The 18,413-nt window shown below is 50.7% G+C and carries 21 protein-coding genes and 2 tRNA genes; 15 read left to right on the top strand and 8 right to left on the bottom strand.

Annotated features, from left to right (window positions below; all coding sequences use genetic code 11):
* Window positions 1-16 precede the first annotated feature (16 nt).
* Both modB and modC read left to right on the top strand, forming a co-directional pair.
* A complete protein-coding gene (gene modB / locus G3I67_RS05760) occupies window positions 17-700 on the top strand; it encodes a molybdate ABC transporter permease subunit (protein WP_203583557.1) in 684 nt (227 codons plus the stop codon).
* Complete coding sequence (gene modC, locus G3I67_RS05755; RefSeq protein ID WP_163652440.1) at window positions 697-1,761, top strand: molybdenum ABC transporter ATP-binding protein; 1,065 nt, start codon at window positions 697-699, stop codon at window positions 1,759-1,761. Before modB ends, modC begins: the two co-directional genes overlap by 4 nt.
* Here modC and G3I67_RS05750 read toward each other — a convergent pair.
* The 5 genes from G3I67_RS05750 to G3I67_RS05730 form a co-directional block, all read right to left on the bottom strand.
* Window positions 1,736-2,179 carry a hypothetical protein gene (locus G3I67_RS05750; protein WP_163652438.1) on the bottom strand — a complete coding sequence of 148 codons (444 nt, stop codon included), beginning with the start codon at window positions 2,177-2,179 and terminating at the stop codon, window positions 1,736-1,738. The two genes, modC and G3I67_RS05750, sit on opposite strands and share 26 nt — an antisense overlap.
* Window positions 2,176-2,931: an FAD:protein FMN transferase gene (locus tag G3I67_RS05745; RefSeq protein ID WP_163652436.1), complete on the bottom strand. Its 756-nt coding sequence runs from the start codon at window positions 2,929-2,931 to the stop codon at window positions 2,176-2,178. Before G3I67_RS05745 ends, G3I67_RS05750 begins: the two co-directional genes overlap by 4 nt.
* Window positions 2,921-3,481: an FMN-binding protein gene (locus tag G3I67_RS05740; protein WP_235931718.1), complete on the bottom strand. Its 561-nt coding sequence runs from the start codon at window positions 3,479-3,481 to the stop codon at window positions 2,921-2,923. Before G3I67_RS05740 ends, G3I67_RS05745 begins: the two co-directional genes overlap by 11 nt.
* Window positions 3,478-4,368: a DUF6662 family protein gene (locus G3I67_RS05735; RefSeq protein WP_163652434.1), complete on the bottom strand. Its 891-nt coding sequence runs from the start codon at window positions 4,366-4,368 to the stop codon at window positions 3,478-3,480. The genes G3I67_RS05740 and G3I67_RS05735 overlap by 4 nt, the downstream gene beginning before the upstream one ends.
* 94 nt (window positions 4,369-4,462) lie before the next feature.
* Window positions 4,463-4,660 carry a hypothetical protein gene (locus tag G3I67_RS05730; RefSeq protein ID WP_163652433.1) on the bottom strand — a complete coding sequence of 66 codons (198 nt, stop codon included), beginning with the start codon at window positions 4,658-4,660 and terminating at the stop codon, window positions 4,463-4,465.
* A 151-nt stretch (window positions 4,661-4,811) separates the two neighbouring features.
* Between G3I67_RS05730 and G3I67_RS05725 the strand changes: the two genes are divergently transcribed.
* Window positions 4,812-5,687, top strand: coding sequence for an isocitrate lyase/PEP mutase family protein (locus tag G3I67_RS05725; RefSeq protein WP_163652432.1), 876 nt, complete (start codon window positions 4,812-4,814; stop codon window positions 5,685-5,687).
* 10 nt (window positions 5,688-5,697) lie between these two features.
* On the top strand, window positions 5,698-6,813 hold the full coding sequence (locus G3I67_RS05720; RefSeq protein ID WP_163652430.1) for an alpha-hydroxy acid oxidase: 1,116 nt from the start codon (window positions 5,698-5,700) through the stop codon (window positions 6,811-6,813).
* Between the two features lie 82 nt (window positions 6,814-6,895).
* Here G3I67_RS05720 and G3I67_RS05715 read toward each other — a convergent pair whose 3' ends face one another.
* Window positions 6,896-8,041 carry a M20 family metallopeptidase gene (locus G3I67_RS05715; protein ID WP_163652427.1) on the bottom strand — a complete coding sequence of 382 codons (1,146 nt, stop codon included), beginning with the start codon at window positions 8,039-8,041 and terminating at the stop codon, window positions 6,896-6,898.
* 119 nt (window positions 8,042-8,160) lie between these two features.
* Between G3I67_RS05715 and G3I67_RS05710 the strand changes: the two genes are divergently transcribed.
* Complete coding sequence (locus G3I67_RS05710) at window positions 8,161-9,135, top strand: Bug family tripartite tricarboxylate transporter substrate binding protein (protein WP_163652426.1); 975 nt, start codon at window positions 8,161-8,163, stop codon at window positions 9,133-9,135.
* Window positions 9,136-9,249: 114 nt separating this feature from the next.
* Here G3I67_RS05710 and G3I67_RS05705 read toward each other — a convergent pair.
* Window positions 9,250-9,339, bottom strand: a tRNA-Ser gene (locus G3I67_RS05705).
* 168 nt (window positions 9,340-9,507) lie between these two features.
* On the opposite strand from G3I67_RS05705, the gene tpiA reads away from it, so the two are divergent.
* The 5 genes from tpiA to G3I67_RS05680 all read left to right on the top strand — a co-directional run bounded on the left by tpiA (window position 9,508) and on the right by G3I67_RS05680 (window position 13,342).
* Window positions 9,508-10,272 carry a triose-phosphate isomerase gene (gene tpiA, locus G3I67_RS05700; protein ID WP_163652425.1) on the top strand — a complete coding sequence of 255 codons (765 nt, stop codon included), beginning with the start codon at window positions 9,508-9,510 and terminating at the stop codon, window positions 10,270-10,272.
* Window positions 10,273-10,299: 27 nt separating this feature from the next.
* On the top strand, window positions 10,300-10,767 hold the full coding sequence (gene secG, locus G3I67_RS05695) for a preprotein translocase subunit SecG (protein ID WP_163652422.1): 468 nt from the start codon (window positions 10,300-10,302) through the stop codon (window positions 10,765-10,767).
* A gap of 73 nt (window positions 10,768-10,840) precedes the next feature.
* Window positions 10,841-10,925, top strand: a tRNA-Leu gene (locus G3I67_RS05690).
* A 166-nt stretch (window positions 10,926-11,091) separates the two neighbouring features.
* Complete coding sequence (locus tag G3I67_RS05685) at window positions 11,092-12,297, top strand: pyridoxal phosphate-dependent aminotransferase (RefSeq protein WP_163652420.1); 1,206 nt, start codon at window positions 11,092-11,094, stop codon at window positions 12,295-12,297.
* Window positions 12,298-12,331: 34 nt separating this feature from the next.
* Window positions 12,332-13,342 (top strand): type II asparaginase, encoded by a 1,011-nt coding sequence (locus G3I67_RS05680; RefSeq protein WP_163652418.1) that lies wholly within the window; start codon window positions 12,332-12,334, stop codon window positions 13,340-13,342.
* On the opposite strand, the gene G3I67_RS05675 is transcribed toward G3I67_RS05680, so the two are convergent.
* The gene (locus G3I67_RS05675) at window positions 13,343-13,795 is read right to left on the bottom strand and encodes a PaaI family thioesterase (RefSeq protein ID WP_163652417.1); all 453 of its coding nucleotides are present in this window, start codon (window positions 13,793-13,795) and stop codon (window positions 13,343-13,345) included. It lies immediately after the preceding gene.
* Window positions 13,796-14,173: 378 nt separating this feature from the next.
* Here G3I67_RS05675 and G3I67_RS05670 point away from each other — a divergent pair, with 378 nt between their 5' ends.
* The 5 genes from G3I67_RS05670 (at window position 14,174) to G3I67_RS05650 (ending at window position 18,384) form a co-directional block, all read left to right on the top strand.
* The gene (locus tag G3I67_RS05670) at window positions 14,174-15,355 is read left to right on the top strand and encodes a porin (RefSeq protein ID WP_163652415.1); all 1,182 of its coding nucleotides are present in this window, start codon (window positions 14,174-14,176) and stop codon (window positions 15,353-15,355) included.
* A gap of 260 nt (window positions 15,356-15,615) precedes the next feature.
* Window positions 15,616-15,975 carry an NADH-quinone oxidoreductase subunit A gene (locus G3I67_RS05665; protein WP_163652414.1) on the top strand — a complete coding sequence of 120 codons (360 nt, stop codon included), beginning with the start codon at window positions 15,616-15,618 and terminating at the stop codon, window positions 15,973-15,975.
* A 23-nt stretch (window positions 15,976-15,998) separates the two neighbouring features.
* On the top strand, window positions 15,999-16,475 hold the full coding sequence (locus G3I67_RS05660) for a NuoB/complex I 20 kDa subunit family protein (RefSeq protein WP_163652412.1): 477 nt from the start codon (window positions 15,999-16,001) through the stop codon (window positions 16,473-16,475).
* A gap of 29 nt (window positions 16,476-16,504) precedes the next feature.
* Window positions 16,505-17,125 (top strand): NADH-quinone oxidoreductase subunit C, encoded by a 621-nt coding sequence (locus G3I67_RS05655; RefSeq protein ID WP_163652403.1) that lies wholly within the window; start codon window positions 16,505-16,507, stop codon window positions 17,123-17,125.
* A 2-nt stretch (window positions 17,126-17,127) separates the two neighbouring features.
* Window positions 17,128-18,384, top strand: a complete 1,257-nt coding sequence (locus G3I67_RS05650; RefSeq protein ID WP_163652401.1) for an NADH-quinone oxidoreductase subunit D — start codon at window positions 17,128-17,130, stop codon at window positions 18,382-18,384.
* Window positions 18,385-18,413 lie beyond the last annotated feature (29 nt).

Raw genomic sequence — 18,413 nt, 5'->3', positions numbered from 1 at the left:
GAACGGTTAATCATATATGTTGAGCTTCCTTTGGCCAGCGCTGTTTGTCACTCTTAAATTGGCAAGCCTGACCACGCTGATTTTGCTTTTGCTCGGTACGCCTCTTGCCTGGTGGTTGGCGCGAACTCGCTCTGTTTTTAAAACACCGCTGTCTGCGTTGGTGGCTTTGCCCATGGTGCTACCACCCACTGTTCTCGGGTTTTATTTTCTGGTCATGATGGGGCCTGACGGACCGATAGGCAAACTAACAGACTTCTTGGGTATCGGCTCGTTAGCATTTACATTTTCCGGATTGCTGTTTGCATCGGTGATCTATTCATTGCCATTCGTTGTGCAACCGCTTCAAGCGGGATTCGCTTCGCTTGATCCGGTGGTGCTTGATGTGGCCTCGACTTTAAGGGCAGGACCATTCGATCGTTTCATGCATGTCGTTGTTCCGATGTGTCGGCCGGCCTTTTTGACTGCAACGGTGATGGGGTTCGCCCACACGGTTGGAGAGTTCGGCGTGATTTTGATGGTCGGCGGCAATATCGAAGGTCAGACGCGCGTGCTATCAGTTCTGTTGTACGACAAAGTAGAGGGTATGGCCTATCAGGATGCGCATTGGATTGCTGCGGGTTTATTGGCTTTTTCCTTTATGGTTTTGCTGGTGATGCATCTCTACGCTAATGGGCGTCATCAGACAACGAGGATGTCATGATCAACCTTGCCCTCAAACTTGATCGTGCTGACTTCAGGCTAAATATCGCACTTGAGCTTCCTTCGAAAGGGACCACGGTCATATTCGGACCCTCAGGGGGTGGCAAAACTACGATTTTGCGGGCGATCGCAGGGTTGGAGCCGGATGTGCGCGGCATAGTCATGATGAATGGACAATGCTGGCAAAAAGATGATTTGTTTGTCCCTCCACATCAGCGCAGGGTCGGTTTTGTGTTTCAGCACGCCGGCTTGTTGCCCCATTTATCCGTTCAGGATAATTTGCGTTTTGGCTGGAGACGCGCAGCGGGTAGTCAATCTCAATTCGACGATTGCGTTGCACAACTGGATTTGGCACCATTATTTAATCGCAAAATTTCACAACTGTCAGGTGGCGAACGGCAACGTATTGCACTTGGCCGGGCCTTGCTGACGCAACCTGACGTGTTGTTGTTTGACGAGCCATTGGCCGCCCTGGATGCGGCCAGGCGTTCCGAAATCCTGCGCTACTTGGAGCAGTTGAAACAACTCACATCGATTCCGATGATTTATGTTACCCACGCGGTCGATGAAATGTCGCGCCTGGCCGATTATCTGGTGCTAATGCGTGCGGGGCAGGTTCGACACGCCGGAAATGCTTTCGAAGTGATTAATCGTCCGGATGTGCCACTGGCGCTTAGGGATGATGCTGGAATTGTTGTGCCGGCCACCGTCGTTGCTCGGGATGCGACGGGGATGTTGACGTTGCAAAGTCCTCTGGGGGTTTTGTTTGGACAAGGCGCGCAACAATGCTGCGGTGAAGTGGTGAGAGTACGACTTCAAGCGCGCGATGTCAGCATTGCTTTAAGTCATCATACCGATAGTAGTGTGCTGAACATATTGCAGACCAGGATTTTGTCGTTGCGCGAAACGTTGAATGGCCAAGTGCTGGTCGAGTTGGGCGCCGGGGATCACTTTGATCAAAAATTACTGGCACGCATTTCGCAAGCATCCACGAGAAGATTGAACCTTCTCGCCGGACAAACTGTTTGGGCTCAAATCAAGGCCGTAGCGCTGCTTGTTTAGAGATTTTCCCTTTAATTACATGTAATGGGAACATCAGGCACAATAATAATCCTGCAGCACTGTGCAGCCAGAACGACGTGGATCTGAATGTTTCGGGGGCATAAAAGAGCATCATCGCAGTCATTGCAAGGATGGCTAAGCAAAGAAGGCAACATGCCCCGGCGAATCGATTTCGTCCGTTACGCCAAGTCACGATGACATGTTGAGGCAAGGCCGCGCCAAGGATCACAAGGGCTGTCAAACCGGTCACGCCATGTGCCAGCCACCAGGGTTTAAGTTGAGCCGGCATTTGATCCGTCGCCACTTGAAGCGCAAACCAACCAACACCACTTAAGCAACACAAGCCAATAACCCAATAGCTGATTTGTCGATGCCATTTCAACATTCGACCCGGTTGTGGGCGGATTTTTGTACTCATTGCAATAACGCGTGCGCCTTGTATATTTTGAAGTAATCGGCATCTGGATTTTGGTGGACAGCAAGCGCTTTAGTGAGTGCATCTGCATCCATGCAGTTAGGCGCAATGACGGAATAGCTTTTCAGGTCGCAAATGGACAATCTGGTAAACGGGTTCATGAGTGCACATGTTTCATTTGATGCATTTTGCTGATAGGAAAAGTAGGGGGCGGATGTAGCGATTGAGCCGCAGGTAAGATATCCGGCGGGAATCACGCCGGATGGTCGATTCGGATCTCGCACGGTAATCAGTCTTGGATCGTCACCGTAGACCCGTAGGTCTCCCCCTGCGTTCACAATCGCTTGATCGACACCAGATAGTTGCAATGTTTCGATCGCCTGATCGACTGCGAATCCTTTTGCAATCCCGCCAAGATCAAGCAATACCGAGTCATCTATACGAACGATGTTGTGTTTGCATAGGTGAATGTCAGACAAGTCTCCCTGAATTGCACAATCAAAAGCCCCCCGCGTGTTGTGATACATCTCGATGGCTCGTTTCAAAACGGACCAAGTCCATGGATCCACTTGAAGAGATTGTCCGGAGCTCGATTGGTTGATTCGGCTTAAATCGCTGTCATGTTGATGAAAAGACATCAGTTTTTGCACCTTTTCGATCGATGCGAAAGCGGATTCGATCGCTTCGACATGCTTGTCCACGCCGATTTCGACATAAGTGCCCAATAGGGGGCGGCAACGCCTTTCAAGATCCATGTTGTCCTCGTTTAAGTGAGAGATCGAACATGACAAGCACGCGCTTGATTCCATCGGTCAGGTGCTTGGCTGATAGCGTTGCTCCCGATACATTTTCGATGTCCTGATTCAGTTTGATCGTAGACTGGGATGTTTTGCCAATGAACTGATTGCGCCACGCTGTGTGGGCAACTTCATAACCGTATGACTCCCTGTATTCGAGTATTTCGACATGCTCTACGACCCCCTCGGCGCTTAGGCCAAGCGCATAAGTAATCATTTCATGTTTGCCGACGACTTCATCCACGACGAACCATTTTCCGGAATCTGTTTTCCAGATACGGGATCCGTCGAAAGGGTGGCTCACCGATGAAGCAGAGCGCATTTCCCTTTGCATATCCTTTGTCAGGATGATGGGGTGGTGGGCAAAATGGCTCGTTCCGTACATGAGTTGCTGAGCTTGTTGCACTGAGACATATATTTTTGCCGGTGCGGCGTAGATAGCCGATGCAGGACTCAGAGCAAAGGCGGCGGTGCCGAGTAATGGCATCCATTTGAACTGGAGTTTCATTGCAACGGCATCCCTACTTTAAACATGAATTGATTGTTGCCGTGGCTGTCCCAGACGCGACCGTTTGAGCATTCGGCATCGCCGGGAGCCCAGCATTGACCACCAAGTTGATAAAGCCATGCCGCCGTAAACCACCAGTCTTTACCGCCATAGTGAAGGTTGGGGCCGATAAAGTTCGCCCGCTGGATTTGTTTGCCGTACCAGCTTCCTTCAAAGTCGTTATGAAATCTGCCCTCTACGCCTGCGGACCAATTCGGTGCGAACCGGTAAGATGCTCCATAACGAATATCGAAAGAAGATTCGTAAATCGTCTCGGCGGGATCGAATTTGAATTTCTCAGTTTCTGCAATAAAGTTTGCCGCCAGGATGAGTCGATCATCAAGAAAGTTGGATTGCAACAAAAGCCTCATCTCAAACGACTCCGAGAGACTGCCGATTGATGGTTCGAAATACAGACCAACACCGACCGGAGAAGTGACTGGATTGGTGATGCGCCAGATTACTTCGGCCGAACCGCCATTGACCGCTGTCTTGGAATAGGAATTCAAACCATTGGCCGAGCCCGGTACGCCAAACCCGGCAGTGCAGGGGGAGATGTCATCGCACTGATGATAGTTTTGTTTTGCATTGACCGAATAGGCATCCAGATAACCTGTGACCTGGATGTCGTTTGTTAACCCGTACTCGATGCCGGTTTTGCTTTTCCACAAGTTATAGCTACCAGTTGCGTGTCCAGTTGTGTAGTCAATCTTTTGCTCGAGCTCTATGGCACCTTTAGGCTGAAGATCAAGGGTGTACAGCCATCCGAAAACACCTTCACCCGACATGGCGGAGAATGGAAGGCACCCCCCAAAAAGTAAAGCTCCAAGTTTTGCGCGTAGTTTCATACGAGTTTGCTTTCCGTTTTAATGCAAAAGCAAATGATAATGATTCGTATTCAATAAGTCAAATAAGCGATTAAATCAATCGCTATGCAAAGTATCAGTAGTAGTTAAACGGGGGATCGAAGCCGTCTGGCGTTCGCTTAAGCTCGGGCGAATTCGTCATGTCCGGCAGGATTGCAACATCGCTCCACAATCCGGGTGAACCATCTGGCGCCATGCACACTTTGTCTGTGCACGCGCATCCGGCTGTCGTAACGGTAACAATCAGAATCGAAATAAACCGAAGAAAAGACATGAATCGTCCCGAGAGATAAATAATTCAATAAGCATTGTAATGGGAGTTGGTTTGGACTGATATCTTGCCTGTACCTAGCATTGCTAGTAAATATGTATCAAGATTCTCGCAACAAGATGATTCAACTAAAAGGTTAAAAGGCAGAGAAAAGATGACAAACAGTTCGAATGGCCAACAAGTCGCGCGCAGATCTTTGCGAGAGATCCTCGCTGCCCCAGGATGTTTGATCGCAAGTTCGGTTTATGACCCGATTTCAGCAAGGTTGGCTAAAAACCTGGGAAGCGAAGTAGGTGTTCTGGGCGGCTCGGTTGCATCCCATACTGTATTAGGCGCTCCAGATATCGTTTTGTTGACGGCAACTGAATTGGTTGAACAGGCCAGACGTATTTGTAGAACCGATTGTGTAAATCTGCTTGTGGATGCGGATCATGGCTATGGCAATGCGATGAATGTCATGCGTACCATCAGCGAATTGCAAGCCGCGGGCGTATCGGGCACATGCATTGAAGATTCTGTTCTGCCACGCCCTTATGGTCAAAGAGGGCAGTCGTTGGTCTCTCTTGAAGAGGGCGTCAAAAAAATGCAGGCAGCAGTTCAGGCCAGAGGACCCAATGGCAATATGCTGATACTTGCGCGCACAAACGCATTCGCTGTTACGGATGCGCGTGATGCAGGAAAGCGTTTGCAGGCATATGAAAAAACAGGCGTGGATGCGCTGTTTGTACCTTATTTAAAAAAGAGGGAAGAGCTTGACGAAATCGCTAAAGTTGTCAGCTTGCCCATCATAGTCGCCGGCTCGGATGAGAGTCTGTACGATTTGGAGTATCTGGAAAGCCGGGGCGTCAAAATCTGGATGTGGGGGCATCAGACTTTTGCCGTCGCGGTGCAGGCACTGCATGATGCCATGCAAGCAATCGTTGCTGGAGGTAAGCCCAGTCAGTTGAAAAACAAAGCGTCTGAAGCGACCATGAGAATGGTGTTGAATAACGAAGAGTATGATGCCCAGGCAAAACAGTATCTTGAGTGAATAACCGATAATGAACCAAAACAAGACAACGACCGCGCCGGCTGCAGCTACATCACCCTTTTTAACTTTGCACGAAATCGTGCAAAAGGCTCGGCAGCGATTGAATCATGACAATTGGGACTACATTGTCGGCGGAACCGAAACTGAAACGACAGTGCAGCGCAACCGTGCTTCAATCGATACGCTGGCATTCAAGCCTAGGGTTTTGCGAGATGTCAGCAATATCGATATCAGTACTGAATTTCTCGGACGCCAATTGAGGTTGCCAGTATTGCTGGCACCAGTTGGGAGTTTGGAGCTTTTTGCGCCTGACTCTGCAATTGCCGCAGCTCGAGCCGCACTCCAATTTGGCGTCGCGCACATGTTGAGTTCGGTTTGTGAGGTGCGCTACGACGCAGTCGCTCAAGCTGTGCCCGATGCGTTGCGTCTGTTCCAGTTGTATGTTCATGGTGATCCGGCATGGGTCGATGATATTGCCGACCGAACTGTTGCCGCCGGATGCGCAGCCTTTTGCCTGACAGTCGATAGTGCTTATTACAGTCGTCGCGAACGTGATATCGCTCAACGCAATATTCGTAGAAGCGTGGTGCCGGGTCGTGAAAATCAGCCCAAGCTAACTTGGAAAGATGTCGATCGTCTCAAGTCGCGTCTAAAAGTACCCCTGATTCTCAAAGGGATCGCTACGGCTGAGGATGCCGTAATTGCGCTGGATCATGGCGTGGATATGATTTACGTATCGAATCATGGCGGTCGCCAGCTTGATCACGATCGGGGTTCCATGGAAGTGTTGCCTGAAGTTGTTGACGTGGTTAAAGGTCGCGCTACGATTATCGTGGATGGTGGATTTAATCGCGGCTCCGACATTGTCAAGGCGATCGCCATGGGGGCGAATATGGTCGGCTTAGGGCGAATGCAATGTTACGGCCTTGCGGCTGCGGGGGTGGATGGTGTAGTCAGAATGCTTGAGTTGTTGGAGGCCGAAATGCGATCGTGCATGGGGCTTCTGGGTGTCTGCAAGTTGTCTGAATTGAATCGCAGCTATCTGAAAGAGCAGGCGTATTCAGGGCCAAGCCATGTTTTAAGCGCCTTTCCGCACTTGTCCTTAGATGACAAGGCGTTTTATTAAGCCTTAGTAAAGCGGCTCCTTGCTTCATTTGAAAATCAAGCGTAGGCAGGGAGCCGAAGATTGTTTATTTAATTTATAAACGTTATTCGAGCGTCGCTAGAATGTTGCGCCAGAATTGCAGGCGACGAGGCAACGCCGATACGAATACATATTCATTGAGGGTGTGTGCACCATCGCCTTCCGCCCCTAGACCGTCAACTGAAGGTATGCCTAACGCTGCGGTGAAGTTTGCATCTGAACCACCGCCAGTCATGGGAGCATCTTCCAGTTGAAACCCAGCTTGGGATGCGCAACCTTTGAGTTTTTCGACCAGCCTGGTCGATTCGGGTGTTTTGACCATAGGAGGGCGATTTAACTCGACATCGATTTCGAGCGATACGTCCGGCCCAACTGGTGAAAGTGCCTGCATGCGGGCCAGCACTTCTTCTCCCGCAGGCATATCCGGGATCCGGAAGTCAACCATGACTTCACAATGAGCAGGGACTGTATTCGTGACAGTGCCGCCACTAATCGTGCCGACACTTACAGTGATGCCTCTGTCGTAATCGGTCATGGCTTCGAGTTTCAGAATTTGATGCGCCATTTCGCGAATGGCGCTACGGCCTTTTTCGTGTTGGAGGCCGGCATGCGATGGGCGACCCTTGACGCATAGATGAACCATGCCGGTGCCTTTGCGGGCAGTCACGCACTTGCCGCCATTGGGGCGGGCAGGTTCCGCGACCAGAGTGTAGATAGATCGTTTCGCGAAGTCTTCGATATACGGGCGTGAAGCATGACTACCAACTTCTTCGTCAGGCACCATGACAAAATCGATAGGCAGTTTTGTCGCGCCGGGTTTTGATAGTTCACCCAAGGCTTTAAGCGCGAGCATGGCCCCACCTTTCATGTCGTAACTGCCCGGGCCATAAAGTTTGTCATCTTCGATTCGACATGGATTGTCTTTGAGTGTGCCCACGGGGTGCACCGTATCCAGATGCGCTAGCACCAGAATTCCAGGGCGGGCGTCGCCTGTTGCACGGTTGGTGACGACGAGCAGCGGTAATTCATTATTCTTGCCGATGCGAGTGAGATTGACGGTGAGTCCTGAGTCGCGCGCTTGTTTGGCGGCTAACTCGGCCATGCGATGAATGCCTTCAGGGAAGTTGGAAGGAGATTCGCATTGGATCCACACGCTGAGTTCGTCTGCGAGTTGTTGCGCAAGGGCGATGGCACTCAGTGAATTTGTCATGTTGATTCGAATAATAGGTTGATATGAGTCCGGACACCATAACCGATTCAGCGGGAATTTCGGACATTTGTGTTATTAATACGCCTAAATATTTAACAACGATGCACGGACGGCGCACTATGTTCTTAAAGCTTAAGCGATTGGCACTCACGATGCTACTGGCACTCGGTTCATGCGTTGTGAGCGCACAGGATTTTCCATCCAAACCAATCACGATTATTTCGCCCTTTCCTCCAGGTGGCGGCACAGACACCTTGTCCCGTCTGATTGCAGGTGGCATGGCTGATAAGACCGGCTGGAAGATTGTTGTCGAAAACAAGCCGGGGGCAGGCGGCAATCTGGCACTTGATGCGACTGCGCGCGCCAAGCCTGATGGTTATACGCTTGTGATGGCGCAGACCGACAATATCGTGCTGAACCCATGGTTGTATGACAAACTGACTTACGACACCTTTAAAGACTTTGCACCGGTGGGACTGGTTGCATCTTCGCCAAGCGTATTTGTTGTCGCTCCCGATTCCCCTTTCAAGACGCTTCAGGACGTTGTACAGGCTGCCCGGGCGGCACCCGGAAAGTTGACGCTTGGTATCCCGGGGGCTGGAGGTTCGGGTGATTTGATCGGACATCTGTGGCGAAAGACTGGCAACGTGAATCTCTCGCATATTCCATATCGAGGCTGGGCACTTGCATATACCGATCTGGTGAGTCAGCGTATCGATCTGTATACCGGATCGGTTGCGACCCTGTTACCTCATATCCAGTCCGGTAAGGTGCGTGCGTTGGCCGTTGTCGCCAGCGAACGCTCACCTGCGCTACCTGATGTGCCGACGTTTGTCGAAAGCGGCTTCAAGGACATCAATCAGACGATCTGGTGGGGTTTGATGACGGCCGGTAAAACGTCACCAGCCGTGATTGCAACACTACACTCCGCATTGACTAAGACTTTGTCCGATCCGGAAGTTGTTAAAAAATTACAAACTAGCGGCTATAGCGTGATGGGGGGAACATCAGAGGATATGGCAAAGCGATACAAAGTCGATTATGACTTGTTCGGCAAGATTATTACCGAGGCAGGCATCAAAGGGAGTCAGTAAGCGTCAAAGTAATTTTGTCGGGCGAAACTTCTGATCCGACCTGAATGACCGACTCGAAGAGTTGGCAAGGCTTGGACGTCATTGAAATTGAAAGTCAGCAAAGTGGCTGAGAGGTGGCGGAAGCGGTGAGATTCGAACTCACGGAGGGCGTGAACCCTCGCCGGTTTTCAAGACCGGTGCCTTAAACCACTCGGCCACGCTTCCCGGAAATAGGCAGATCATTTCGCGAAGGACTGAATCATAAACCATTTGCAAAAAAAATATTTGCGCCGTTAGGGGCTAGGTGCGGCAGTCTGGCGTCATTTTTGTCGTAACAAGTTACAATGTATGGTTAATCTGAACTGAAGCGAAACGATTTCAATCGTCGACTATATGACAACAGCATCCAATAACAGCAAGCGTCAGTGCCTGGTGATGGGTAACTGGAAGATGCATGGCACCCTTGCAGACAATGCAAAATTGCTTGCCGCTTTGCGCCCCTACGCATCTAAAAATGCGGCTATGGCCGTTTGCGTACCATTTCCTTATCTAGCTCAAGCGCAAGATGCGCTCAAAGGATCTTCTGTCACTTGGGGGGCTCAGGATATAAGCGTTCATTCACACGGTGCTTATACAGGCGAAGTCAGCGGTGCGATGCTTAAGGATTTTGGATGCCGCTGGACGCTAGTCGGACATTCCGAGCGGCGTTCGATGCATGCGGAATCGGATCAGCTTGTTGCTGACAAAGCTCGTGCAGCGCTTGCTGTCGGTTTGACCCCTGTCGTTTGTGTGGGCGAGTCGCTCGCTGAGCGCGATGCCGGTCAGGCGGTTGCCGTCATTCAGCGTCAGCTGGCGCCGGTTTTGGCATTAGGCGCCGATTCGGTCAATCAGTTAGTTGTCGCGTATGAACCTGTTTGGGCAATCGGCACCGGCAGGACTGCAACCCCGGAGCAAGCACAAGAAGTGCACGCAGCGATTCGTGCTGCCTTGTCTGCGATTGGCGCAGGCAATATCCAGATTTTGTATGGCGGTAGCGTCAAGGCGGCAAATGCAGCCAGTTTGTTTTCTATGCCTGATATTGATGGGGCATTGGTGGGCGGGGCTGCGCTGATCGCCGATGAGTTTCTTTCGATTGCCGCTTGCGGTGATCAGGCATAAATCTGAATTCGTTTTGGAGTAATTTCGATGTCTTTGATGTTTACGCTTCTGCTTGTTGTGCAGATCATCTCTTCGCTCACCATTATCTCCCTGGTTTTACTGCAGCAGGGTAAGGGGGCGGATATGGGTTCGTCTTTCGGTAGTGGTTCGGCCGGTAGTCTTTTTGGCGCAACCGGTGCGGCTAACTTCATGTCGCGCGCGACAAAGTGGGCTGCTGTCGTATTCTTTATTTCGACCATCGGTCTGGCTTATGTGGCAAACCGTGGCGCAGGTGGTCAGGATACTGGACTCATGTCAAACTTTACGCAAACTCAGCCTGCTGCTCCTGCGCCTTCAGGGTCGTTGGTGCCGGGTTCCGCACCAGCTGGTTCGGCTTCCGGATCATCTGCCGTTCCGGGTGCCACCAATGCTGTTCCAGCCGTACCTGGCGCACCAGCGGCCGTTCCATCGGCACCTGTGCCCGCACCTTCCTCCGGCGTGCCAGCAACCAAGTAATCATCGTATTGATCAGCATGACTTGGTTTGTACTGTCGTGCTATAATCGCTGGCTTACTGCGATGTGTTTTGCGCCGACGTGGTGAAATTGGTAGACACGCTATCTTGAGGGGGTAGTGGCGAAAGCTGTGCGAGTTCGAGTCTCGCCGTCGGCACCATAAAGCAGTACCTCAATGAACCCGCCTTCCAAGTTGAAGAGCGGGTTTTTTGTTGCCTTTCGTTTTGAGTCGTATTCAATATTAATATTGCAAATTATTTATACCTTTACCGCGCATACCTTTACCGCGGCACCTAACTTTTTGATTGCAATCGCACGGAGACAAAATGTCCTTTATTGCTGACCGCATGAATCGAATCAAGCCCTCGCCAAGCTCAATGGCGACCCAAAAGACCAGAGCATTGAAGGCGGCAGGGCACGATGTCGTGGGGTTAACTTCGGGTGAGCCGGATTTTGATACGCCTCCCAATGTGGTGGAGGCTGCGATCCGGGCTATGGCGCAATCCAAAACAAAATATACCGACATTGGTGGTACGGCCGAGATGAAGGGCGCGATTCGCACGAAATTCTTGCGCGAAAATCAACTCGAGTATTCTGTTGCCGAAGTCATGGCCAGTTCAGGCAGTAAACAGGCGATTTTTAATGCGATCATGGCAACGGTGCAAAAAGGCGTCGAGGTCATTGTGGCCGCACCTTATTACGTCTCCTATCCCGAAATGGTTACGATGGCCGGGGGCACGCCAGTTGCGGTTACATGTCCTCCTGAAAAGGGTTTCAAGCTACAACCCGAAGACCTTGAGCGTGCGATCACACCTCATACACGCTGGTTAATCTTGAACTCTCCCAACAACCCCAGTGGAGCAGTTTATTCTCGGCTGGAGTTGCGTGCACTGGCGGACGTGCTGGTTCGTCACCCCCAAGTTTGGGTGATGACGGACGATATTTATGAGCATGTTTTATTCGACGGTCGAGAGTTTTGCACGATGGCTCAGATCGCTCCCGAACTAAAAAACCGCACTTTGACCATCAATGGCGTATCCAAGGCTTATGCCATGACTGGTTGGCGTATCGGTTATTGTGCCGGACCTGAAGAATTGATCAAGGCCATGACGAAGATGCAGTCGCAAAGTACCTCGAATCCCTCGTCGATCAGCCAAGCAGCCGCCATCGAAGCCTTAACCGGTACCCAGGACTTTATTGCTGAGCGTATCTCGATATTTCAGGCCAGACGTGATGCTGTAGTGAGTAAATTGAATGCGATCAAAGGCATCAGCTGTCATTCACCCGAGGGGGCGTTCTATGTGTTTCCCTCGTGCGCGGGCGTGATGGGTATGAAAACTGCCTCCGGTCAAATTCTTAAAACCGATGAGGATTTTGTTTTGTATCTGTTGGAATCCGAGATGCTGGCAGGCGTACAGGGTGCCGCATACGGTATTTCTCCATTCTTCAGATTTTCTTTCGCGACATCGATGGACGTGCTCGACGAGGCGTGTGTCAGACTCAAACGCGCGGTTGAAAAACTAGTCGGCTAACAGAGCAGTTGTTCGGGACCCTAAAGAAAAACTCATGACAAGACCATCCTCAAATTTATCTTTGCCTAAAGTGCTCGTTCTTGGAACCGGTGGCACGATTGCTGCTTCAGGTTCGGTGGCGACTCAGCTCAGCGATTACAGTGTCGGGACGAGTGTCGATGCGTTGATTCAGGCTGTGCCTGAGCTAAAGCAGCTGGCAAGGTTCGATTTCGAGCAAATTGCCAATATCAAAAGTTTTCTGATCGGCGATGAGGTGCTTCTCAAGCTTGCTCATCGGGTCAATGTCGGACTGGCTGATCCGGATGTCAGGGCAGTTGTCATTACCCATGGCACGGATACGTTGGAAGAAACTGCATATTTTCTAAACCTTGTCGTCAATAGCGACAAGCCTGTCGTTTTGGTTGGGGCAATGCGCCCGGCAACGGCCTTGAGTGCGGATGGGCCTCTGAATCTTTTTCATGCCGTTTCCGTGGCGGTACATCCTGACTCTGTGGGTAAAGGCGTGATGGTGGTTATGAACGACAGGATGGTTTCGGCCAGACACGTCAGTAAACACAATACAACTTTTGTCGATACCTTCAACTTAACCGAGCAAGGGTGCTTGGGAACGGTTTCAGGCGTGACTGTTGGATATGACGCCGCCCCTGTACAGCGTCATACTGCACAGAGCGAGTTGCATCTGAGTCCTTCTGTCAAGAATTTGCCTGCCGTAGACATTATTTACGAGCATCAAGGCGCTGGACTTCATTTGTATCAAGCGTCGATTGCGTCAGGTGCTCGGGGTATTGTCCTTGCCGGTACCGGTAATGGAAGTATGTCTGACGTAGCCATTGCGGCGGCCGAACTTGCTGCGGCAGCAGGGATCGCATTTGTTCGCTCAACGCGAGTCGGCCAGGGCAGGGTTGGCGTGTCAATCAATGACAAGAGCCACGGTACCGTTGCCGCACAGTCGCTGAACCCCCAAAAAGCCAGAATATTGCTGCGCCTGGCGTTGTTAAAAACTAATGACAGAGAAGTTTTACAGCGGATTTTTAACGAGTATTAATTACTTCGCCTTGTTCGAAGGCAGCGACCAGGTGCTGATGCTGTGAGCCAGGGGGGCCGTACTACCTTCGGACGTCAAGGTGACTTCTCCGGCACAAAGTCGTCCAGTTTTGAGCACTTTTGCGTGAGCAATGACCACTCCGGGTGGGCTTTTGCGCAAAAAGTTCATCGTCAGGCTGGATGTGACGGCCTCGGTGTTGCCTGTCGCTCCCACCACGGCGGCATACATGGCAAGATCGGCCATTCCCATAAGCATTGGACCGGCAACGATCCCACCCAAGCGCTGAAAGTCCGGATTCGGCGGCAACGCTAGCGTTGCAGTGCCAAATCCGATTTCTCGTATTTGAATGCCGAGTAGTTTGGCAAAAGGGTGGTGCGCATCCAGCAGGTTAATAAAATCATCCAATGAAATCATTGAATTACGTTCAATTGTTGCGGTATTGGATGTGCGCATCAAAATGTCCGATATTGATTGAGCCGTCTGGTTCCGATTGAGAAGATTGAGAAATCAGACTCAGACTGGAAAACTCGTTTATTGGTGAACAAATGGTAACAGCGAAGCGCGGATTTAGAGCGGTGCGTTGCGTTGTTTTCATGAAAAATGGGGAAACTTAAAACAAAGGGTAAACCCTTATCGATTGTTGGGAAAAAGCATCATTTGTTGCGGTAACCCAACAAATGATGCCCTCTGTGACTCATTTATGTCGAGATTCATAGCCACGGCTCCGTATTTTTGATGCAATAGCGTCAACTTCCCTTAGCGGAGTTAGGGGGGCGGCAGACAAATAATCTGTTTGTTGCTCTTGTCACTCAAACATTGGAGATTTCTTAAATGAAAAAGACTCTGCTCGCTGCCGCCCTGTTAGCCGGCTTTGCTGGTGCCGCTTCGGCACAATCATCTGTAACTCTGTACGGTATTCTGGATGCCGGCGTTGCATACAAGCAACTCAAGTACAGCGACAACACTCTGAGCAACTTCGGTGTTGCTTACGGCACCCAGTCGGGTAACCGTTGGGGCCTGCGCGGCGTTGAAGATCTGGGCAGCGGCAATCGCCTGACCTTCCAACTCGAAAACGGTTTCGACCTCGGTAACGGTACGCTCGGTCAGTCGGGCCGTGAATTCGGTCGTCAGGCTTGGTTCGGTGTCGAGAACGACGCTTGGGGTTATGCTCGCATGGGTCGTCAGTTGAACTTCGCAACTGACTACTTTGGCGCAATCGATCCGTTTGCTCAAGGTTTTGCGCAAGCTAACATCGGTGCCGTGATGGGTTCGACCAACACGTACCGTATGTCCAACGCTCTGAAATATCAGACACCTAACATGTCTGGCTTCCAGGCTGGTGTTGCATACTCGTTCGCAACCGGTTACGACGCTCTGTACCTCAACAACGGTGCTAACGTGACCAGCGGTTCGGGCTACAACTACGCAACTACCAACAACACACGTCAGGTCAGCTTGGGTGCCAAGTACGCTAACGGCCCGATCTATGTGGCTGCTTCGTACGACAAACTCTACGGCGCAACTGGCATTGTTGGTGGCTCACCAGAAGCTTCGCCTTCAGAATGGAACTTGGGCGGTAGCTACGACTTCAAAGTCGTGAAACTGTCTGCAGCTTACGGTCAGACCCGTGGCGGCTGGATGGCTGGTCAAAACTCGCAGGGTAACAGCGGTGCAAGCATCGACGCTTCCGGTGTTGTTAACAACAAGGTTTTCGGTGGCAACGGCGGTTTGTTGTTTGATTCGAACTGGGGTGTTAACTCCTACCTGATCGGCGCAACGATTCCAGTTGGTTCGGCTGGCAACGTTCTGGCATCGTGGGGCATGGCTCGTCCGAACGGCAACATGCAAGATGCATACAATGCAGCTAACATGAATACGTACAACCTGGGCTACACCTACGCTTTCACCAAGCGTACCAACATGTACGCCTACGTTTCGTACGCTCAGAACTACGCAACTATCGACGGCTTGTCCTCGACCGTTGTTGGTCTGGGTATGCGTCACCAGTTCTAATCTCGCGATTAGAGCAACAAGTTAACTTCGGTTAATTTGCAAAAACGGGTCACCTTCGGGTGGCCCGTTTTGTTTGGTGTTCAGTCAATGTTGAAATTTGCAATTGAGATTTTTTCTTGTGTTCGATTTCAGTGAACTTGAAATTCAAAAATAAAAAACTTTTTGATGTAAATAACAAGTGTTTCTAAAGTAGAAACCCTAGTCCGAGTGCTACAATCTAAAAGTTTGTGCAACAGCTTGATGTAGAGAGAAACAAGCAAATGAATCTACAACAATATTTTCCCGTTTTGCTGTTTATCGCGGTGGGGACGCTGATCGGTTTCGCCTTGCTGGCGGCCGGTTCGTTGATTGGTCCGAATAAACCCGATGCGCAAAAACTCTCCCCATATGAGTGCGGCTTTGAGGCCTTTGGCGATGCCCGCATGATGTTCGACGTCCGTTACTACCTCGTCGCCATCCTCTTCATTCTGTTCGATCTTGAGATCGCATTTTTGTTCCCTTGGGCTATTGCGAATAATGCCGTGGGGTTGGTTGGTTTTGTGACAGTGATGATTTTTTTGGTTGTACTTACTGTCGGTTTCATCTACGAATGGAAGAAAGGCGCGCTTGATTGGGAATAACCCACTCACGCCCACATAAACTTATGGCAATTGACGGCATTCTCAAACAAGGTTTCATCACAACCAGCGCTGATAAATTCATCAACTGGGCTAAAACCGGTTCGATGTGGCCCATGACATTCGGTCTAGCTTGTTGCGCGGTTGAAATGATGCACGCGGGCGCAGCGCGTTACGACTTGGACCAGTTCGGCATTATTTTCAGACCAAGTCCTCGTCAGTCCGATCTGATGATTGTTGCAGGCACGCTGTGCAACAAGATGGCACCTGCTCTGCGCAAGGTTTATGACCAGATGCCTGAGCCGCGTTGGGTTGTTTCCATGGGTTCTTGCGCAAATGGTGGTGGCTATTATCACTACTCGTATTCAGTGGTGCGTGGCTGCGATCGGATTGTGCCGGTTGATGTGTATGTGCCAGGATGTCCACCGACTGCCGAAGCGCTCGTTTATGGTCTTTTGCAAATGCAAAATAAGATTCGTCAGACCAACACGATTGCACGTTAATCATTGAATTCATTAATCAGGCGTAAGACATGTCCAGGCTAGATAACCTGCATCAACAACTAGTCGCACTGCTCGGTGAGCAGGCACGCATTACTGTCGCATACGACGAGATTACTCTCGAAGTATCTGCTGACGTATGGGAATCAACCTGTTTGAGATTGCGTGACGAGCCATCACTGCGCTTTGAGTCATGCATCGATTTGTGTGGTGTTGATTTTTCGACTTACGGTGTCGGCAAGGTTGGAGAGGCATCTCAATCAGCTGTCGTTCCATCCGGCCGTTTCGCTGTAGTCGCACATCTGTTGTCATTGACTCACAATGCACGCATGCGCGTTCGCACCTTTGCCGCTAATTCAGATTTTCCCGTTGTGGACTCTTTGGTTAACGTGTGGCCAAGCGTGAACTGGTTTGAGCGTGAAGCATTCGATTTGTTCGGAATCGTTTTTGAAGGTCATCCTGATTTGCGCCGTATTTTGACTGACTACGGCTTTATCGGTCATCCATTCCGCAAAGATTTTCCCGTTTATGGCAACGTAGAAATGCGTTACGACCCAGAGCAAGGGCGGGTGGTTTACCAGCCCGTCACCATTGACCCACGTGAAAACATACCGCGAGTAATTCGTGAAGATGGTTACGGAATCGGGCGCTAATCATGGCTGAAATTAAAAACTACACCCTGAACTTTGGTCCTCAGCATCCGGCCGCACACGGCGTGTTGCGACTTGTGCTCGAGCTTGATGGCGAAGTCATTCAGCGAGCAGACCCGCATATCGGTCTTCTACACCGTGGCACCGAAAAGCTCGCCGAGCATCGCACATACCTTCAGGCATTGCCCTATATGGATCGTCTCGACTATGTGTCGATGATGTGTAATGAGCATGCGTATGTCATGGCCATCGAAAAACTGATGGGTGTGACTCCTCCGGTTCGTGCCCAATATATTCGGGTCATGTTCGATGAGATTACCCGTCTGCTGAATCACTTGTTGCAGATCGGTACCCATGGTCTGGACGTTGGTGCGATGGCGATTTTTCTTTACGCTTTTCGCGACCGTGAAGATTTGATGGACTGCTATGAAGCGGTATCCGGTGCGCGCTTGCATGCTGCCTACTATAGACCCGGTGGCGTTTATCGTGATCTTCCCGATGCGATGCCCCAATACGGTAAATCCAGTCAGTATCGTTCGGCTAAAGAACTCAAGGCAATGAACGATGCGCGTTCGGGTTCGATGCTCGATTTCATCGAGGATTTCACTAATCGCTTTCCTGCCGCAGTCGATGAATACGAAACCCTGCTGACTGATAACCGTATCTGGAAGCAGCGCCTGGTCGGTATCGGAGTGGTCGATCCAGATCGTGCAAAGGCTTTGGGCTTTACCGGGCCGATGTTGCGTGGTTCGGGTGTGGCTTGGGATTTACGCAAGAACCAACCGTATGAAGTTTATGACCAGCTTCAGTTTGATATTGCTGTAGGTGTTAATGGCGATTGTTACGATCGCTATCTGGTTCGCGTGGCCGAGATGCGCGAGAGTAATCGCATCATTCGCCAGTGCGTGCACTGGCTGAAGAATAATCCCGGTCCGGTCATGGTCGACAATCACAAAGTGTCGCCACCAAGCCGTACCGGCATGAAGTCGAACATGGAAGATTTGATTCATCACTTCAAATTGTTTACTGAAGGTTTCCATGTGCCCGTTGGCGAGGCCTATTCGGCTGTCGAGCATCCAAAGGGTGAGTTTGGTATCTACATGGTTTCCGACGGTGCGAACAAGCCTTACCGTCTGAAGATTCGTGCGCCGGGCTTCGCGCATTTGCAGGCACTTGATGAAATGTCACGCGGACACATGATTGCGGACGCGGTGACCATCATCGGTACACAAGATATCGTTTTCGGCGAGATTGATCGCTAATCGCATCTACTCGCTACTACCGGATTAAC

The sequence above is a fragment of the Sheuella amnicola genome (assembly GCF_010499255.1).
In the GTDB taxonomy this organism is placed as follows: Bacteria; Pseudomonadota; Gammaproteobacteria; order Burkholderiales; family Burkholderiaceae_B; genus Zwartia; species Zwartia amnicola.
This window is presented reverse-complemented; position numbering and strand designations above follow the sequence as displayed.

Bases quoted from the DNA above. Each gene is read 5' to 3' on its own strand.
- G3I67_RS05680 (WP_163652418.1), top strand. From the start codon at position 12,332: ATGACAAGACCATCCTCAAATTTATCTTTGCCTAAAGTGCTCGTTCTT.
- G3I67_RS05750 (WP_163652438.1), bottom strand. From the start codon at position 2,179: ATGAGTACAAAAATCCGCCCACAACCGGGTCGAATGTTGAAATGGCAT.
- G3I67_RS05675 (WP_163652417.1), bottom strand. From the start codon at position 13,795: ATGCGCACATCCAATACCGCAACAATTGAACGTAATTCAATGATTTCA.
- secG (WP_163652422.1), top strand. From the start codon at position 10,300: ATGTCTTTGATGTTTACGCTTCTGCTTGTTGTGCAGATCATCTCTTCG.
- modB (WP_203583557.1), top strand. From the start codon at position 17: ATGTTGAGCTTCCTTTGGCCAGCGCTGTTTGTCACTCTTAAATTGGCA.
- tpiA (WP_163652425.1), top strand. From the start codon at position 9,508: ATGACAACAGCATCCAATAACAGCAAGCGTCAGTGCCTGGTGATGGGT.
- G3I67_RS05665 (WP_163652414.1), top strand. From the start codon at position 15,616: ATGAATCTACAACAATATTTTCCCGTTTTGCTGTTTATCGCGGTGGGG.
- G3I67_RS05660 (WP_163652412.1), top strand. From the start codon at position 15,999: ATGGCAATTGACGGCATTCTCAAACAAGGTTTCATCACAACCAGCGCT.
- G3I67_RS05720 (WP_163652430.1), top strand. From the start codon at position 5,698: ATGAACCAAAACAAGACAACGACCGCGCCGGCTGCAGCTACATCACCC.
- G3I67_RS05685 (WP_163652420.1), top strand. From the start codon at position 11,092: ATGTCCTTTATTGCTGACCGCATGAATCGAATCAAGCCCTCGCCAAGC.
- G3I67_RS05740 (WP_235931718.1), bottom strand. From the start codon at position 3,481: ATGAAACTCCAGTTCAAATGGATGCCATTACTCGGCACCGCCGCCTTT.
- G3I67_RS05670 (WP_163652415.1), top strand. From the start codon at position 14,174: ATGAAAAAGACTCTGCTCGCTGCCGCCCTGTTAGCCGGCTTTGCTGGT.
- modC (WP_163652440.1), top strand. From the start codon at position 697: ATGATCAACCTTGCCCTCAAACTTGATCGTGCTGACTTCAGGCTAAAT.
- G3I67_RS05725 (WP_163652432.1), top strand. From the start codon at position 4,812: ATGACAAACAGTTCGAATGGCCAACAAGTCGCGCGCAGATCTTTGCGA.
- G3I67_RS05655 (WP_163652403.1), top strand. From the start codon at position 16,505: ATGTCCAGGCTAGATAACCTGCATCAACAACTAGTCGCACTGCTCGGT.
- G3I67_RS05745 (WP_163652436.1), bottom strand. From the start codon at position 2,931: ATGGATCTTGAAAGGCGTTGCCGCCCCCTATTGGGCACTTATGTCGAA.
- G3I67_RS05650 (WP_163652401.1), top strand. From the start codon at position 17,128: ATGGCTGAAATTAAAAACTACACCCTGAACTTTGGTCCTCAGCATCCG.
- G3I67_RS05715 (WP_163652427.1), bottom strand. From the start codon at position 8,041: ATGACAAATTCACTGAGTGCCATCGCCCTTGCGCAACAACTCGCAGAC.
- G3I67_RS05730 (WP_163652433.1), bottom strand. From the start codon at position 4,660: ATGTCTTTTCTTCGGTTTATTTCGATTCTGATTGTTACCGTTACGACA.
- G3I67_RS05710 (WP_163652426.1), top strand. From the start codon at position 8,161: ATGTTCTTAAAGCTTAAGCGATTGGCACTCACGATGCTACTGGCACTC.
- G3I67_RS05735 (WP_163652434.1), bottom strand. From the start codon at position 4,368: ATGAAACTACGCGCAAAACTTGGAGCTTTACTTTTTGGGGGGTGCCTT.